The 18,738-nt window shown below is 42.9% G+C and carries 9 protein-coding genes and 1 pseudogene; 9 read left to right on the forward strand and 1 reads right to left on the reverse strand.

Annotated elements, in window-relative coordinates; genetic code table 11:
- Positions 1-139 precede the first annotated feature (139 nt).
- Positions 140-4,027, reverse strand: coding sequence for a glycoside hydrolase family 66 protein (locus SM123_RS01620; protein WP_320909675.1), 3,888 nt, complete (start codon positions 4,025-4,027; stop codon positions 140-142).
- A gap of 306 nt (positions 4,028-4,333) precedes the next feature.
- Here SM123_RS01620 and SM123_RS10250 point away from each other — a divergent pair.
- The 9 genes and pseudogenes from SM123_RS10250 to SM123_RS01660 form a co-directional block, all read left to right on the forward strand.
- Positions 4,334-4,408, forward strand: a pseudogene (locus tag SM123_RS10250) (LPXTG cell wall anchor domain-containing protein); the annotation flags it as partial.
- A gap of 162 nt (positions 4,409-4,570) precedes the next feature.
- Positions 4,571-5,437, forward strand: a complete 867-nt coding sequence (locus tag SM123_RS01625) for an ABC transporter permease (RefSeq protein ID WP_003008955.1) — start codon at positions 4,571-4,573, stop codon at positions 5,435-5,437.
- On the forward strand, positions 5,434-6,198 hold the full coding sequence (locus SM123_RS01630) for an ABC transporter ATP-binding protein (protein ID WP_070662224.1): 765 nt from the start codon (positions 5,434-5,436) through the stop codon (positions 6,196-6,198). The genes SM123_RS01625 and SM123_RS01630 overlap by 4 nt, the downstream gene beginning before the upstream one ends.
- Positions 6,199-6,941: 743 nt before the next feature.
- Positions 6,942-7,484 carry a hypothetical protein gene (locus SM123_RS01635; RefSeq protein ID WP_003003091.1) on the forward strand — a complete coding sequence of 181 codons (543 nt, stop codon included), beginning with the start codon at positions 6,942-6,944 and terminating at the stop codon, positions 7,482-7,484.
- A gap of 203 nt (positions 7,485-7,687) precedes the next feature.
- Positions 7,688-9,349, forward strand: a complete 1,662-nt coding sequence (locus SM123_RS01640) for a ribonuclease J (RefSeq protein WP_320909676.1) — start codon at positions 7,688-7,690, stop codon at positions 9,347-9,349.
- A 70-nt stretch (positions 9,350-9,419) separates the two neighbouring features.
- On the forward strand, positions 9,420-10,202 hold the full coding sequence (locus SM123_RS01645) for an alpha/beta hydrolase (RefSeq protein WP_320909677.1): 783 nt from the start codon (positions 9,420-9,422) through the stop codon (positions 10,200-10,202).
- A gap of 171 nt (positions 10,203-10,373) precedes the next feature.
- Positions 10,374-11,831: a glutamate--tRNA ligase gene (gene gltX / locus SM123_RS01650; protein ID WP_320909678.1), complete on the forward strand. Its 1,458-nt coding sequence runs from the start codon at positions 10,374-10,376 to the stop codon at positions 11,829-11,831.
- Positions 11,832-12,067: 236 nt separating this feature from the next.
- Positions 12,068-17,599 carry an accessory Sec-dependent serine-rich glycoprotein adhesin gene (locus SM123_RS01655; protein WP_320909679.1) on the forward strand — a complete coding sequence of 1,844 codons (5,532 nt, stop codon included), beginning with the start codon at positions 12,068-12,070 and terminating at the stop codon, positions 17,597-17,599.
- Positions 17,600-18,559, forward strand: a complete 960-nt coding sequence (locus tag SM123_RS01660; RefSeq protein WP_320909680.1) for a MucBP domain-containing protein — start codon at positions 17,600-17,602, stop codon at positions 18,557-18,559. It begins immediately after the preceding gene.
- Positions 18,560-18,738 lie beyond the last annotated feature (179 nt).

Consider the following 18,738-nt stretch of genomic DNA (forward strand, 5'->3'; position numbering starts at 1 on the left):
GTTTGGAGTGGTAGTACTTCACACCCTTATTGTCGTCAGTCACCCTCATAAAAGGGATCTAGACTCTGAATGAGTTGTATAAATATAAAAAAACTTCCTTGGAACAGAATTCCATAGGAAGTTTCTTTGTGTTTGGGATCTACTCTTGTTTCTTTTTGTAAGGGATAAGACTGGCCAAACCTGCTAAGAGGCCAAGTCCAAGTAGGGCTAGCTGAGAGGTTTCTTCACCTGTTGCAGGTAGATGAGTTCCTTCTTGAGGGGTGTTAGGAACAACTTCAGGGAGTTCCTCTTTTTGGCTTGTTGTTTCAAGAGGTTTCTCCTCTTCTTTGTTAGAGAGAAGTGGTGATCCCTTTTCTTCATGAGCATCAGTCGTATTTGCTTTTGTCACGGAAGGAAGAGGGCTGACTGTTTCTTCATTTTCTGTTTCTTGGGATGGTTGTGGAGTAGGGATTTCTTTGACCTTGTAGGCAAAGATCAAGATGGTTGTTCCCACTTCTACGTTCCCAGTTTGTTCAGCTGCACCGATCCGTTCATAGATGTGGCCGTCGTAGGAGATCTCATCTGGTGCGCTAGCGACGTAATGGGTTCCATTGTCCACATTTGTTGCAACAGCAAGCTCTGGTTGCAATTCAGTGCTAGTATCTTGGATGACAAATCGCGCGGTGACCGTTCCCGTAGCTAACTTGTAATCATAGATGACAGTTTTTATTCCCTTAGTGACTGTGCCACTTGGATCAGCAGAATCAGCACGGTGTCCAACTAGATGGTAGATACGACCATCTTTTGTGATTTCTGTTGGGGCCTCACTGGTGTACTTGGTGCCGAAATCTACCTCTATAGCAAGGTCTTGCGCCTCTTGCAGATCAGTGTCACTTCCCTCAGTGAGGAATCGTATTCTGACAGATCCTTTGGTGATGGCATAGGTAATAGCAGTATCAGCTGTTGGAGACTCAGGGCTTGGAAGAAGATAGCCTTTGGTCTCGTCAAGAGGATCCACAAGATTTAAGACTTGTCCACGAGCATCTTTTGGCTCTAATCCTTCCACGTAAGGAAGGGTAGCGGTAGGAGATGCAATGGCGGTTGGATTTGTGGGATCATTTAGATAAGTGATCTCTTTTTGAGCATGGGCTGGTTCTTTACCAGTAGCATAGCTGATCCTATAGGCACCGACTGGGCGATAGATGACCGTATCTGTGATGTCTGCTGCATCAGCATGAATGCCAGTATGTTCTCCTGCTTTTGTCAGATCAGAAGAGGTGGCATCAGTCGATTCTTCTGCTACGACAACATAGCCTTTTTTGACGGGATTTTCAAGAGCTGCAAAGCTTGTGCCGTCTTGAGCTGTCCAGTCTTCAAGACTTGTCTCGCCCGTCACCAAATTGATGGTACCTTTGCGAGTGAAATGAAGGCTGTCAGTCTGATCAGCTATTCCTGCAGGCTGGCGGTTAGATCCATCCTGGTACTCTGTTACATAGGTCACTGTACGGGTCACTGTTTCAGATAAATGATCCAGATCAGCCGTTGTTTGACCAGCTGGAGCTAGAGGAGTTGGATAGACACGATCCTCGCTATCTCCTGGAACAACTTGACCGGCTTGGATAGGCTGTGTTGCAGAAAATTCTACAATTTTTGGTGCCAAGCGGACAATAAACTCTTGAACTCCATCTTCATTGGTATTGTTAGCGTCGCGGTCAAAGTTTGGTTGTCCGTCTGCATCGAAGCCATTCTCTACTAGTTCATAGCCTTTCTTCAAATAGTTGGCAATGGTTTCTTTTGTCGAGTAGTTGATCTTTTCACCTGTATGACCAACTAAATCACTGGAACGCTCTAGCTCAACTCCGTTTTCGTCTTGATAAAGAACATGAGCGGCTTCATTGAGTTTGACGTAGAGCATATCCCATACATCTAGACTCGGAACATCGATAGCAGCCATCCATTGGCCAGCTCTTCCGTCATAATAAACATTTGCGCTTGTTTCCCGGAGGTTGATGTTGTATTTTCCTTCAACAGCATCAGGTGTTGCCCAGTAAATGCTGGCGTGTTCAGCCTGGTCTTTTGTGATTTTTCCGAGTGGAACAAAAGCTTGAATATTGGTCAATTTTTCGGTTGTATTCACAGCGCTGTTCCATTTGTTTTCAGTGATGCCGACCAAATTGATCAAGTGAGCAATCCGATCACCTGTCTTGGTTTCTTTTGTAATGGTATAAACGGTTCCAGGTTGAACCCCGTCAGCATTATCCAGGTTGGATCCGATGAAGTTGCCGTTTACCAGTACATTTGTATTGTCTACAATCCGACGAGTATCATGTGCTAAGGTGTCGCGACCGCGGAGAAGTTCTTGGTAAGCAACGATGAATTCTTGGTAGTTGAATTCTGCATTGGCAAAGTCAGCATTGACTGGTAGGTTTTGATTGAGATACCATTCTGCTTGGATCACCCCAAAACCTTTAGCATCTTGAGAAGTATTGAGGGCTGCAGTCGTCATATGGTAACCACCGCTCGCTGCGATAATAGCATCTGTCAGCAATTCGTTGTCTTTGCTGAGGGCTGATGCATTTTTACCACGATGGGTATAGGCTGCGATGATAGGAGATTTCCCCTTGTATAAATCACGCATCCGTTCGGTAAGACGCGTCAAGGCTTGGTAGGTAGAGTCATAGGCAATGCTATCTCCCCAAACTTCCGCATAAGGTGCAGAGACATTGGTCTTACCTAGTCGATCAGCATCTCCAGTAGAGATATCGTTGATCATGAAGTCATAGCCTTCTTTTTTGAGGGCCTCAGTTGCAGCTGTGGCTAGTTCTGGATAGTGTTCGCTCAAAGAGAAGCCTTTTCCAGGTTCACTGACTTTTTCCACCCAGTTAGAGCCCATGGTATCCCCTTGCCATCCATCAAAATTCCCTTCTTTCATGGCTTTGGTCATGACTTCAATGATAAATTTTTGCCAATTTGGATCACCCGGATCGAGAAATTGTTGGATATCAGTCGCTGTGACATCACCCTTTTTACCGAAGTTGAAATGGTCTTGTAGATTGCGAACAATGGCACTTTTCACTTCATTTGGGACCCCTTCTTCGAGGGAAACTGCGTAAATCATGTTATAGAGCATGGCTTTGGCACCAGTTGTATGGACATGAGCCACCAGCTCTTTGACTGCTTCTGTATCGATGACAGGTAAGTAGGACTTGCGCTTGTCAGGATCTGTTTCGCTATTTGGAATCAAGAAAGTCGCCCAGTCTTGAGTGAAACGTTCAACATTTGCTGGGAATGGGTTGGCAGGTGTATTGTAAACGTCGTAGAAGAAGTAGTTGTTGATGTGCATATTGGCCAATTGGTCAATACTATTCTTGTAGCCTTCTACCTGATCATTGGTGATGGAGTTGTGATTGTCTTTTGAGCCGGCAACCACCCCATAACGTGGGTAGATCGTCCAGTCATCTTCAACAGCAAGACCCGCTGCCTTATGAAAGGCTTGGGAGCCATCTGCTTTCTTACCAAGGACATCTACGATAAATCCAGCATTAGGTGAAAAGACCGTACTTGGAATCGTCAGCTCGCTACCTTCAACGTTTTTCTTTTCATAAATGACCTGATCTAAATGAGAGACAGTGACATCAGAAGAAACCACTTCAGGGTTGTTGATGGAGATCCGGACGTCTTCCCCACTTTTATAAGTCGCTTTATCAAAGGTGACGTCGTTGGTGATTTTTGGAGTATTATAAGTAGTTGCTGGAGCTGCACTGACCGGTTGAGTGGCAGTTACAGTTGGTGTTGATTCCGATGGAGAAGAAGTTGCTTCCGTCGTAGCAACTTCCTCACTAGTAGTGGTAGGAGTACTGGTGTTGGTTGCTACTGGTTGAGCGGTTGCTGAAATCTCAGAAGTCGGATTGCTGTTGACCTCGTCAGCCATGGCAACAGAGCTTACCATCAAGGCTCCAAAAAGGGTAATCATAGAGACCAATGCCTTGTTGCGTTTGCGGAAATAGCCGTGCCCTTTTTCAGAGACACTATTTTTTTGTTGATTCATTTTTTTCTCCCACATACTGTTTGTATAGTTCGTTGAACAGTTTAAAGTAAATTGTTCTATCGATGCCAATAAGTATACGACATTTCACTAGATAGTGTCAATTTAAGAATGAAAGCTAGCATGTAAACTTTCATGAAATTATTAGAAAACCGCACTAAATAAAGGTTTTTGATTCAGAAAAATGAACAAACGGAAAACGTTTGACACAAAATTTCCTCGCATTTAAAAAAAGGTACAAATTAGTGATAAAAGTAAATAGAGGAGAAATGCTTGTACAAACCTTATTACTAAAGGGAATCAGCAACAGCTCTTACGAGCCTTGGCTTACTTGGTGTGATCGCAACAGGCTTTGGTCTTACTCGAAAGAAAAAAGAAGACTAAGATTTTCTTTTAATCCTTTAAAAAAATATCACGATTAAAAACCAGAAGGCACAACCTTTTGGTTTTTTTATAATGCATGAAAAGGGAATTGATGACAATTTCCTATAGGTTCTCCTCCATATTTGTGATACAATTAAACTACTATTATCGAAGGGAGAAACTATGATTAATTCAATTGTTTCACAAGGTTTGATTTGGGCCATTTTAGGGTTAGGAATCTTTATGACCTTCCGAATTCTAGATTTTCCAGATATGACGACAGAAGGTTCTTTCCCGCTTGGAGGAGCGGTGGCGGTGACCTTGATTACCAAAGGGGTCAATCCACTACTTGCGACGCTGGCTGCTATTGGAGCAGGGTGCTTGGCAGGACTTGCGACGGGTCTTCTCTACACAAAAGGAAGAATCCCGACACTCTTGTCAGGGATCCTTGTAATGACGTCTTGTAACTCGGTTATTCTCTTTGTCATGCAGCGGGCTAATTTGGGACTTCTGGGCTATAAAAAAATTCAGGAATTTCTTCCTTTTGCCAGTGGGTTCAATGAGATTCTGATTGGCTTGATTTTCGTCACGCTTGTGATCCTTGGTTTGATCTTCTTCTTGGATACACGCTTGGGGCAAGCCTATATTGCGACAGGGGACAATCCAGATATGGCCAAGAGCTTTGGGATCAACACAGACCGGATGGAATTGATGGGCTTGGTCATTTCAAATGGGATTATTGCTCTTTCTGGTGCACTGATGGCCCAGCAAGAAGGCTATGCGGATGCTTCACGCGGGATTGGTGTCATCGTTATTGGGCTTGCCAGCCTCATTATTGGAGAGGTTCTCTTTTCAAATGTCACCTTGACAGAGCGCTTGCTCAGTATTGCGATCGGATCGATCGCCTACCAATTTTTGATTTGGGCCGTGATTGCGCTTGGTATCAATACCAGCTATATTCGAATCTTCAGTGCCTTGATCTTGGCTATCTGCCTGATGATTCCAACCTTTAAGGGAAAAATCATGAAAGGAGCGAAACTCAGTAAATGACAGCAATTGTAGAATTAAAAAATGTAACCAAAGCCGTGAGCAATGGGATGAACGAAGAAAAAGTCATTCTGGATGATGTTTCCTTGGAAATTCGAGAGCATGATTTTATCACAATTTTGGGGGGGAATGGAGCTGGAAAATCAACCCTCTTTAATACCATTGCTGGGACGCTTCCGGTGAGCAGTGGGAAGATTTATATTTTGGGGGAAGATGTAACCAACTATTCTCCTGAAAAAAGAGCCAAGTACCTATCGCGGGTCTTTCAAGATCCTAAAATGGGGACGGCGCCTCGCATGACAGTAGCGGAAAACCTCTTGGTAGCGAAGTTTCGCGGAGAGAAACGTGGCTTGATTCCGCGTCACTTGGCCAGCTATAAAGAAGAGTTTCAAACAGTCCTTGCTAAGATCGGCAATGGCTTGGAAAATCATATCGACACAGCCGTTGAGTTTCTATCAGGTGGGCAACGACAAGCCTTGAGTCTGTTGATGGCGACACTGAAACGTCCAGAACTCTTGCTTTTAGATGAACACACTGCTGCCTTGGATCCCAAAACCAGTCAGGCCCTCATGACCTTAACGGATGAGTTTGTGAAACAAGATGCCCTCACAGCTCTTATGATCACCCACCATATGGAAGATGCTTTGAAATATGGAAATCGCTTGATTGTGATGAAAGACGGACACATCGTCCAAGACCTCAATCAAGAAGAAAAATCCCAAATGACCATCGCAGATTATTATCAATTATTTGAGAAAGAATAAGATACAAAGCCCGTAAAATGCAAAGTGAAAATAGAGAGTGGGACAGAAATCGGTAATTCGTTAGAATTCGATTTCGTCGTCCCACCTCCGCACAGTTGAGTAGGGCTGTAAAAGCTGATGAAATCAGCGTAGTAGAGCCCACTCAACCACTGCGTCTTGCTCGACAATCCAAAAATAATTGAGAGGCTAGGACTTTTGTCCCAGCCTCTTTTCCTTAAATCATCTATAAAACCGCATAAAAATAGGAACTAGTTTCAGCTGAAATCGCTTGCAATCACTTAGGTAGGTGAGTATAATATAGTTAGAAAGATAAAGAAGGGATTGATACCAATGCCTTATCGAGTTAAAATTTAGGTTACTTCGTTTTAGGCCTGTTTTGCTGATATCTGTTCATGCTCTTATCGTAAAAGAGCAGTCATGTCGTGTGTGTCGGATCGGTTGGACGGTCGGGCAAACCTGCTTAGTTTGTCCGGAGACATAAGAAAACGTGGAAATAGTAGGTAGAAGCTTTTTGTAAAGGTTTTCAAACTTCGATGCGTCCAGTCGAAAACTAATCATTTGGATTTAGGATAGCAAAGAAAACCTCTGGTATTTTACACAAATACTATTAAATGAAATCAACATCATAAACATTGTTTTGTTAGCCAAAAGGTTAATTGCACCAAGTCAGTGAAGCAGACCAGGCCTCTAGTCCCGTAAGACTGGAGGCCATTTTTATAAAATACTCAGGAGGAGGTGAGAGTATGGGATTGTCGTATGCGCAAGAATATAGTTGTCGGGACCATTTTCGGCAAAGAGCTTTTGAGCGCTTTGGCGTAGATGATCAGCACTTGAATAAGTGGATCAACCAACACCTCTCCTCCCTCTCTCCTTATGATAGTAATGTGGTTCAACCCGCCAACACAGAAGCCTATGTAGCCAGTGATGGCGTCATCTTTGTCTGCAATATCAAAAGTCGGGAGTTCATCACTTGCTTTAAGGCGGTTAATTACCAAGAATCTAAGGAAGAAGAGGAAGCCTATACGGACATTCACGAAAACAATGTCGCTTCCTTCAAAAAAGATGTGAACCACCTAGTCAATCGCTACCGACTCAAGGAAGCCAAAGAGCTGTTTGAAAACATTGGGGAGGACTTGGATGATTTTTATCGCCTGTCCCAAGCAGTCAAGAACGGCCAATTGAGCGAGCGAAATAGTAGGCGCCTAGAGGAATTGTTAGGCAAGTTTCATGTGATCAAGGCAGCCATGCGGATCATTGAAAATAAACGGGGAGATTACCATCTTTAGGGTCTTTTCCCCCTAAAAATAGGCGCCTAGAAGCCCTCTCATCTACTTCAGATGAGAGGACTTTTTTGCTGTGGAAAGCTTTTTGAAAAAAAGAGAAAAAAATTGTATAATAGAGTGGATATGCAAGTATTTGCAAAGCTGTAATTCGACTTGGGCGACCAAGGACCGTAAGTATTAAAATAAACACACTAAAGGAGACAACAGTGAGTAGTATTAAATTAGTCACTCTTGGCGGTGTTCGAGAAAATGGGAAAAATCTCTACGTTGCCGAAGTGAACGATTCAATTTTTGTCTTGGATGCAGGTTTGAAGTATCCAGAAAATGAGCAACTTGGGGTGGATGTCGTTATCCCCAACATGGATTATCTATTTGAAAACAAGGACCGCATTGCGGGTGTTTTCTTGACCCATGGTCACGCGGATGCCATTGGGGCCTTGCCTTATCTTTTGGCCGAAGCCAAAGTTCCTGTATTCGGGACAGAATTGACCATTGAGTTGGCTAAACTCTTTGTCAAAAGCAATGACAGTGTGAAGAAATTCAACGACTTCCATGTTATTGATCAAAATTCTGAGATTGATTTTGGCGATGCCGTCGTCTCTTTCTTTCAAACAACCCACTCCATCCCTGAAAGTATCGGGATTGTGATTGGCACTCCTGAGGGCAATATCGTCTACACAGGAGACTTTAAATTTGACCAAACTGCCAGCGAGTCGTACGCGACAGACTTTGCTCGCCTAGCTGAGATTGGACGCGAAGGTGTGCTTGCCCTCTTGAGTGATTCGGCTAATGCGGATAGTAATATTCAAGTTGCCAGTGAGCAAGAAGTGGGCGATGCTATCTTAGATACGATTGCAGACTGGGATGGTCGTGTCATCGTAGCGGCGGTAGCCAGCAACCTTTCTCGTATCCAGCAGGTCTTTGATGCTGCGGCTGAGACTGGCCGTCGAGTGGTCTTGACAGGGTTTGATGTGGAAAACATCGTCCGCACAGCTATTCGCTTGAACAAATTGTCTCTTGCCAACGAAAAACTCTTGATCAAGCCAAAAGAAATGAGCCGTTTTGAAGATCATGAATTGATCATCTTGGAAACAGGCCGGATGGGTGAGCCGATCAACGGTTTGCGCAAGATGTCGATTGGTCGTCACCGCTATGTGGAAATCAAAGATGGAGACTTGGTCTACATCGTTACAACGCCATCAATTGCCAAAGAAGCTGTGGTGGCTCGTGTGGAAAACATGGTCTACCAAGCAGGTGGCATTGTCAAATTGATCACGTCTAGCTTGCGCGTGTCTGGTCACGGAAACGCACGGGACTTGCAGTTGATGATCAACCTTCTTCGTCCTAAATACCTCTTCCCGATCCAAGGGGAATACCGCGAATTGGATGCCCATGCGCGAGTAGCGATGGAAGTCGGTATCTTGCCTGAAAACATCTTTATTCCAAAACGCGGAACGGTAATGGAGTATGAAAAAGGTGACTTCGTTCCTGCCGGTAGCGTCTCAGCAGGAGATGTCATGATCGATGGGAATGCCATTGGTGATGTGGGCAATATTGTCCTTCGTGACCGCAAGGTCTTGTCAGAAGACGGGATCTTTATCGTGGCGATCACGGTGAATCGCAAAGAGAAGAAAATTATTTCCAAAGCGCGCGTGCACACCCGTGGTTTTGTCTATGTCAAGAAGAGCCGGGATATTCTTCGTGAAAGTTGCGACTTGGTCAACCAAAGCGTTGCAGACTATTTGACACAAGATAGCTTTGACTGGGGTGAGTTGAAAGGGCTGGTTCGTGACAACTTGTCTAAGTTCTTATTTGAACAAACCAAACGTCGTCCAGCAATCCTACCAGTTGTGATGGAAGTGAAATAATAGAAGAAATGGAAACGCTTGGCGGCCGAAGGCTTGCCGAGTGTTTTTAACAGTAGAAAGAGGAAATCAAATGGCAGTTATGCAGATTGAGTATTATTCAGAAGCCTTGAAGATGGAGTGGGGCGTGTCTATCCTTTATCCAGATGCATCGCGCGTGGAAGATCCAGCAGATACGGATATTCCTGTTCTCTATCTCTTACACGGGATGAATGGCAACCACCACTCTTGGTTGAAGCGGACCAATGTGGAGCGCATCCTGCGCAATACCAATCTGATCGTGGTCCTACCCAACACCAATAATGGCTTTTACACCGATACCCAGTATGGCTACAACTACTACACGGCCATTGCGAAAGAATTGCCAGAGACTCTTTCTCGCTTCTTCCCGAATATGACTAAGAAACGGGAGAAAACCTTTATTGCCGGCTTATCCATGGGCGGCTATGGATCAATGCTCTTGGCTCTCAAGACAAATCGTTTCTCTCATGCGGCTAGTTTTTCTGGGGCTTTGAGTTTTCATGATAGAGACTTTGAAAACAATGACTTGGAACAACCAGCTTTTTGGAAGGGAATTTTTGGAGAGATTGAGGATTGGACGACCAGTTCCTATTCGCTAGAGACTGCTGCCAAGAAGTTTTCAGATAAGAAGACCAAACTATGGATCTGGTGTGGGGAGCAGGATTTCCTTTATGAAGCCAATAATTTTGAAGTCAAGGAACTAGAAAAGTTAGGCTTGGATGTCACCTATACCCACAGCCCAGGTAAGCACGAATGGTTTTATTGGGAACGTGAGTTGGAGCACTTTTTACAAACCCTACCAATCGACTTTGAATTAGAAGAAAGACTAAAATAAGATACAAATAGATTGGATATAAGTCAGAGCATTTGTTCTGGCTTTTTTCATATATATAGCAAGAAAGGCTAGAAAGGTCACTTATTCATTTCAGTCCCGCTTTCTTTGTGGTATAATAGGAACGATTGAAAAATGAGCTAGAAATAGCGAACAAGATAAGAGGAGAGAAATATGGCAAAAGATATTCGTGTGCGTTATGCACCAAGTCCAACTGGACTACTACACATCGGAAATGCTCGTACAGCATTGTTTAACTACTTGTATGCGCGCCACCATGGTGGAACTTTTATCATCCGTATCGAAGATACGGACCGCAAACGTCACGTTGAAGACGGAGAACGTTCCCAGCTTGAAAACCTTCGTTGGTTGGGCATGGACTGGGATGAAAGCCCTGAGACGCACGAAAACTACCGCCAATCAGAACGGCTACCACTTTATCAAAAATACATCGACCAACTCTTGGCTGAAGGCAAAGCCTACAAGTCTTATGTAACAGAAGAAGAGTTGGCAGCGGAGCGGGAACGCCAAGAAGCAGCTGGGGAAACACCTCGTTACATCAACGAATACCTTGGTATGAGCGAAGAAGAAAAAGCGGCCTATATTGCAGAACGTGAAGCGGCAGGTATCATCCCGACGGTTCGTTTGGCAGTGAATGAGTCAGGTATTTACAAGTGGCATGATATGGTCAAAGGCGATATCGAGTTTGAAGGTGGCAATATCGGTGGGGACTGGGTTATCCAAAAGAAAGATGGCTACCCAACTTACAACTTTGCCGTTGTGATCGATGACCACGATATGCAAATCTCTCACGTCATCCGTGGAGATGACCACATTGCCAACACTCCAAAACAACTTATGGTCTATGAAGCGCTTGGATGGGAAGCACCAGAATTTGGTCACATGACCTTGATTATCAACTCTGAAACTGGTAAGAAGTTGTCTAAACGCGATACCAACACTCTTCAATTTATCGAAGATTACAGGAAGAAAGGTTACCTTCCAGAAGCAGTCTTTAACTTTATCGCTCTTCTTGGTTGGAACCCGGGTGGGGAAGACGAGATCTTCTCTCGCGAAGAACTCATCAAGCTCTTTGATGAAAACCGCCTCAGCAAGTCTCCAGCTGCTTTCGACCAAAAGAAAATGGACTGGATGAGCAATGAGTACATCAAGAATGCGGATCTTGCGACCATCTTTGAAATGGCCAAACCATTCCTCGAAGAAGCAGGACGTTTGACAGACAAGGCTGAGAAATTGGTGGAACTCTACAAACCACAAATGAAATCAGTGGACGAAATCGTCCCATTGACAGACCTTTTCTTCTCAGACTTCCCAGAATTGACCGAAGCTGAACGAGAAGTGATGGCTGGTGAAACAGTTCCGACTGTACTTGAAGCCTTCAAAGCGAAATTGGAAGCTATGTCAGATGAAGAATTTGTAGTAGAAAATATCTTCCCACAAATCAAAGCAGTTCAAAAAGAAACTGGTATCAAAGGGAAGAATCTCTTTATGCCAATCCGTATCGCCGTTTCAGGTGAAATGCATGGTCCTGAATTGCCAGATACCATCTACTTACTTGGACGCGAAAAATCTATCCAACACATTGAAAAAATGTTGGAAGAAATCAGATAATTATCAGAAAAGCCCCGATAAAAGGGGCTTTTTGTTTTAGCTCTAAAATTAAAGTATTATAGGAGTTTTTCAAAAAATTGCCCCGGTTTGACAAATTGATCCTACTGAAAACGATTTTATTACTATCTAAAACAAAAATTATAAAAAAATAGCAATAATTAAGGATAATTGCTTCCAAAAATCGACAGATTGGTCTATAATGTAAGGGAAATAAAAAATGTAATAAGGAGATAGAAATGTTTTTTAAACGTTCTAATGGTGAATTCCGTGAAACAGATCGTGTGACTCGTTTCAAATTGATCAAATCAGGTAAAAACTGGTTGCGTGCTGCGACTTCTAACTTTGGTCTTTTGAAAGTCATTCGCGGTCAAGTCGAAGAGACTGTTGTAGCTGAAGTGCGTGAAGACGCAGTATCAGTGAAAGAAATGACAAGCCGTGGCTTGCTCAAAGGGATTGTAGCAGCTGGGGCTGTTTTTGGTGCAGCTACAGTAGCAAACACTGCTAAAGCTGATGAAATTGGATCAGATGTTGCAACTGCATCTGAGCTTTCAAGTGAAGCTCTTGTAGAACAAGGAAGTACAGTACTTGGTACAACTTCAACAACAGAATCTCAGTCTGAATCAACAACAGAATCAACAACTGAGTCAACAACAGAATCAGCTAGCGCTTCTGCATCTGCAAGTGCTTCAACCTCTACAAGCGTATCTGTATCTCACTCAGCTTCATTGAGCGAACAAGGTTCAGCAGAACTTTCAGCAGCTTCAAGCGAATCAACTGTAGCAGCTGGCTCTGAAGCAAGTGTAGAAAGCACTACAACAGTAGCGAAAGCTGATGATAAAGTTGTTTTGGAACAAAACACTTCAGAAGCAGCATTGTTGAACAAGATTGCAGGAGACTACTCAGCAACTGTTTCAGCTCCAGAAAAGAAAGCAGCACTTGAAGCTGCTATCGCTAAAGTTCAAACAGAATTGACAGCAAGCAACAGCTTGATCAACGCTAATGCTTCAGCTCAATCATACGCAGACCAACGCGAACGTTTGAGCAAGTCAGTAGATGACATGATGGCAACCTTGACTGCAGCAGGATTTACTGGAAACACAACAGTAAACGGCGCTCCAGCAATTTCAGCACAGTTGGCACCAATCTCAACAAGCACTACTGGTAGTGTAGATACTAACCCAGTTATCTCAAATGCGAACGGTGCAACGATTGAAGATGCAGCCTTCAACAAAGCAGGCTATGCTTTGGATCCAAATGCTGATCGCTTTACTTTCGGTGTATGGCAATTCCTTAAAACGAACCACGCTACTGGTGCTAAAACAAACTTTGATTATTATGCTACTCTTGCAGTAGACCGTTCAGCCATCACTGGTAGCCTTTCAGCTAATCCAGATGTTTACTTGCGTATTGTGAAGAAATCTGATGGATCAGAAGTTTACACTCGTACCATCAAAGCTGGAGAAAGCAACATCTCCCTTCCAAGCTACATCACTAACAACAACTCTGATGTAACGAACACTTTGACTTACACAGGTGCTAACGGAAAGGATCCAGGTAACGTAACCTTCTCATTGGTAAATGCGAAGCTTGAGTATGAAACACTTCAAATCCGTGATACCAACTACCCAGGTAACGAAGGTGAAGACAAACAAAACGTTCAAACTTCTGTTCCTTATGCTAAAGTTGATCAAACAACTTACTATAGAGTTGTTGACAGCAGCAAGTACACAGAAGGAAAAACATACACACCAACTGGAAATGAAACAGTTCTTGCAAGCTATACTCAAACAGGTCTTGCAGGGCAACAATTCACAGCTTCAAACAATCGTGAGATTGCTGGTTACAAACAAGTAGCAGCAACAACTGACTCAACTCAAAAAACATCTGGTATCCTTGGTAAAGGTGTTGTTGGACAAAAACTGGTCGAACTTCAAGGTGGAGCAAACCACTACTATGTGAAACGTATTTCTGAAATCGTTGATACTGATGGCTCAACTGTAACGAAATTCTACGCCCTTGACCCATCACAAGTGAATAACTTTGCTACATCAGATATTGGTACTGAAGATGTATCGAAGTACACACTCATCTACACAAGTAAAGTGAATAAGGCTGGTGAAGAGTGGAAGGCTGATGAGACTAAAGTTACAAAAGTAAACAGTAAAAATGGTGACTACTATCTTGAAGTCAACGAAACTGCTGGAAGCAAATCACTCATTATCACTGGTTGGTCGTCTACTACTGAGACAGATACTTATAAACAAATGGACGGAACTCTACATACTTATCCACGTCCATTCAAAGGTGCTCCAAGCACATCATTGACACCTGCCGGAGCTGGTAATAACAGTTACAACGTAATCGCTGGTAAAGTTCCAGAAATCCAAGCAGAAGGATCTGTTGCGAATGACCCAACAGCACCAAACGGAAAAGTATACTCTAATTTGAAGGGGTACTCATCATTCTCAAATAACTACTCAATTGCATCAGCGGTTAAACCATCAACTGATGTGAACTATTACTTTGTTAAGTCTGAAGGTAATGTTTACGTTCACTATAAAGACACTGAAGGTAACACAATCAAAGCATTTGTAACAGATGAAAAAGAACAACCAGTAGGTAAAGACTACGATACAGTAATCGATAACCGTCCACAAACAATCGAGTTCCAAGGTAAAACTTATGAGTTGGTACCAGCAGGAACTTACACAGTAGGTGAAGTAGATAACCAAGGCCACCTTAAATCATCAGATGCAACAACTGGTAAAGTAGCTGAAGAAGATAAAAATGTAACGTATATCTATAAAGTGAAAGAAACACCAAAAGAAGGTGAAGTTGTTATCACTTATGTAGATACGAAAGGTAACGAAATCCAAAAATCTCGTCAAGATACACCTAAATCACCATATGATACACCATATGATACAACTGAAAAAGGTGAAAAACCAAATATCATCAAGACCACTGATGGTAAGACATATAAGATTGTACCTAAAGGTGATTACCCAGTAGGAGATGTTGATGAAAACGGTCATTTGAAATCTTCAGATCCTATTACTGGTAAAGTTGACAAACCAAAATCAACCATTACTTACGTTTATGAAGAAGTTGGAAGTGTCTTTGTTCATTATAAAGATATTAACGGAAATACGATCATGGGATCTGTTATTGATGAGCAAGATCAACCACTTGAGAAGGATTATGATACTGTAGTAGATAATCGTCCTAAAGAAATTAAATTTGAAGGTAAAACTTACGAACTTGTAGAAGCTGGTAATTACCCAGTAGGTCAAGTTGACAGCCAAGGTCACTGGACAGGTGATGATGATACGACTGGTAAAGTGGCTTCAGGTGAGAAGAATGTTACTTATATCTATAAGTTGAAAGTGGAATCACAATCAGATTCAGGTTCAAATTCAGCATCAGCATCAACATCAGCTTCACAATCATTATCAGAAGTTGTATCTAACTCACAGTCTGTATCAGAACAAGCTTCTACATCATTGTCTGAATCAGTACAGAAATCAGCATCGGTATCAGCATCTGAGTCATCGTCGTTGAGCACGTCGGCGCAAGAATCAGCAAGCGAATCAGCATCAGAATCAGCGTCAGTATCGGCATCTGAGTCAGCATCGTTGAGCACATCAGCGCAAGAATCAGCAAGCGTATCAGCAAGCCAATCAGCGTCATTGAGTACATCGGCTTCAGCATCAGCATCAACTTCAGCAAGCCAATCAGCATCATTGAGCACATCGGCTTCAGCATCAGCATCTACCTCAGCAAGTCAATCAGCATCATTGAGCACATCGGCTTCAGCATCAGCTTCTGTATCAGCAAGTCAATCAGCATCATTGAGCACATCGGCATCAGAATCAGCATCAGTATCTGCGAGCCAATCAGCATCATTGAGCACATCAGCTTCTGAATCAGCATCAGTATCTGCGAGCCAATCAGCGTCATTGAGCGCATCAGCATCTGAGTCAGCATCAGTATCTGCGAGCCAATCAGCATCATTGAGCGCATCAGCTTCTGCATCTGAATCAGCATCGCAATCTATTTCAGAATCACAATCAGCTTCAACAAGCCAATCAGTTTCTGAATCAACATCTGCGTCTGAGTCAGCATCAGTATCAGCTTCAACATCAACGTCTGAATCTGTTTCAGCATCTGAGTCAGCGTCAGCGTCATTGAGCACATCGGCTTCAGCATCAGCATCTACTTCAGCAAGCCAATCAGCATCATTGAGCGCATCAGCATCTGAGTCAGCATCAGTATCTGCGAGCCAATCAGCATCATTGAGCACATCGGCTTCAGCATCAGCATCTACTTCAGCAAGCCAATCAGCATCATTGAGCACATCAGCATCTGAGTCAGCAAGCGTATCAGCAAGCCAATCAGCGTCATTGAGCACATCAGCATCTGAATCAGCATCAGTATCAGCGAGCCAATCAGCATCATTGAGCACATCAGCGTCTGAATCAGCAAGCGTATCTGCGAGCCAATCAGCGTCATTGAGTACATCAGCGTCTGAATCAGCAAGCGTATCTGCGAGCCAATCAGCATCATTGAGCACATCGGCTTCAGCATCAGCATCTACTTCAGCAAGCCAATCAGCGTCATTGAGTACATCAGCGTCTGAGTCAGCTTCTGTATCAGCTAGTCAATCAGCATCATTGAGTACATCAGCGTCTGAGTCAGCTTCTGTATCAGCTAGTCAATCAGCGTCATTGAGTACATCGGCTTCAGCATCAGCTTCTGTATCAGCTAGTCAATCAGCATCATTGAGCACATCAGCTTCAACATCACTTTCTACATCTGTATCACAATCAGCATCTAACTCTTCATCAAATTCTGAAAGTGAAAAACCTCAAGGTGAAGTTATTATTACTTATATCCGTGAGAATGATGGTAAGGAAATTAAAGTCCAACGTCAAGATACTCCTAAGTCAGACTACAACACGCCTTATGACACTACTGAGAACGATGAACAACCTAAGTACATTGAGTTTGAAGGTAAGAAATACGAACGTGTACCGGCTGGTGATTATCCGGTAGGTAAAGTTGATAGTGAAGGACATCTTGAAACTTCTGATCCAATCAAAGGTAAAGTAGAAAAACCAGTTTCTAAGATTACTTATGTTTATAAAGAGGTTAAAGAAGATCCAACGAAACCTAAAGAAGGTGACGTAATCATCACTTACGTAGACGAAAATGGTAAAGAAATTCAAAAACCTCGTCAAGACACACCAAACTCACCATATGACACACCATATAACACAACTGAGGAAGGTGAAAAACCTAATACTATCAAGACTCCAGACGGTAAGACATACAAGATCGTACCGAAAGGTGACTACCCAGTAGGTAAAGTTGATGGCGATGGACACTTGGAATCATCTGATCCAATTAAAGGCAAAGTTGATAAACCACGTTCAATCATCACTTACGTTTACAAAGAAGTGAAAGAAGATCCAACGAAACCTAAAGAAGGTGACGTAATCATCACTTACGTAGACGAAAATGGTAAAGAAATTCAAAAACCTCGTCAAGACACACCAAACTCACCATATGACACACCATATAACACAACTGAGGAAGGTGAAAAACCTAATACTATCAAGACTCCAGACGGTAAGACATACAAGATCGTACCGAAAGGTGACTACCCAGTAGGTAAAGTTGATGGCGATGGACACTTGGAATCATCTGATCCAATTAAAGGTAAAGTTGATAAACCACGTTCAATCATCACTTACGTTTACAAATAAGTGAAGGAAGAACCAACTCAACCTAAGGGTAGCGTATACGTACACTACAAAGATACTGAAGGTAATACCATTAAAGAATCAGTAACAGATGAGTTAGACCAACCAGTAGGTAAAGACTACAACACTGTTGAAGACAACCGTCCACAGTACATTAGATTCGAAGGTAAAACTTACGAAATCGTACCAGTCGGAAACTACACAGTTGGTAAAGTAGATACTCAAGGTCACCTTGAATCAACAGACCCAACAACTGGTAAAGTGGTTGAAGGACGTAAAGACGTTACTTACATCTACAAACTTGTCGAAGAACCTGTACAACCTAAGGGTAATGTATACGTTCACTATGTAGATGAAAATGGTAACACTATCAAGACTTCAGTAGTGGATGAAAAAGACCAACCAGTAGGTAAAGACTACGATACAGTTGTGGATAACCGTCCTAAGACAATCACAACTGCAGATGGTAAAGTCTATGAATTGGTACCACAAGGTAACTACCCAGTAGGTAACGTTGACGGTGAAGGTCACTTGACAACAACTGACCCAACAACTGGTAAAGTTATCGAAGGTGATAAGAACGTTACTTATGTTTACAAACTTGTGAAGACTCCAAACGTTCCAACACCAAACACTCCAGTGCCACCAACTCCAACACCAAATACTCCGGTGCCACCAACTCCAACACCAAATACTCCAGTGCCACCAACTCCAACACCGAACACACCGGTAGATCCAACACCTAATAAACCAATGGATCCAACACCAAACACACCGGTAGATCCAACACCTAATACACCAGTGAACCCAGTTCCTGAGCAACCAGCTAAACCAGCTCCAGCTCTTGAACAACTTCCAAATACTGGTGAAACAGGATCTGTAGCTTCAGCTCTTCTTGGAGCAGTTGCAGGGGTTGCAGGGGTTGCAGCACTTGGAAGCCGCAAAAAAGAAGATGAAAAATAATCTTCTACCCTAATTTGATTCGGTCATTTCAGGTATGTGGGAAATGAAAAAGGATCCAAAAAGAGAACCTCCGGGTTCTCTTTTTGTGTGCTGTTTTTTATGTTAAAAACTAGTCTTAATTAGTTACTTTTGGGGAAAATTAGTGTATAATAACTCGATATCTTATTTTTAAGGAGCGG

Origin of the sequence: Streptococcus sp. S5 (genome assembly GCF_034134805.1) — a bacterium.
Lineage (GTDB): Bacteria > Bacillota > Bacilli > Lactobacillales > Streptococcaceae > Streptococcus > Streptococcus lingualis.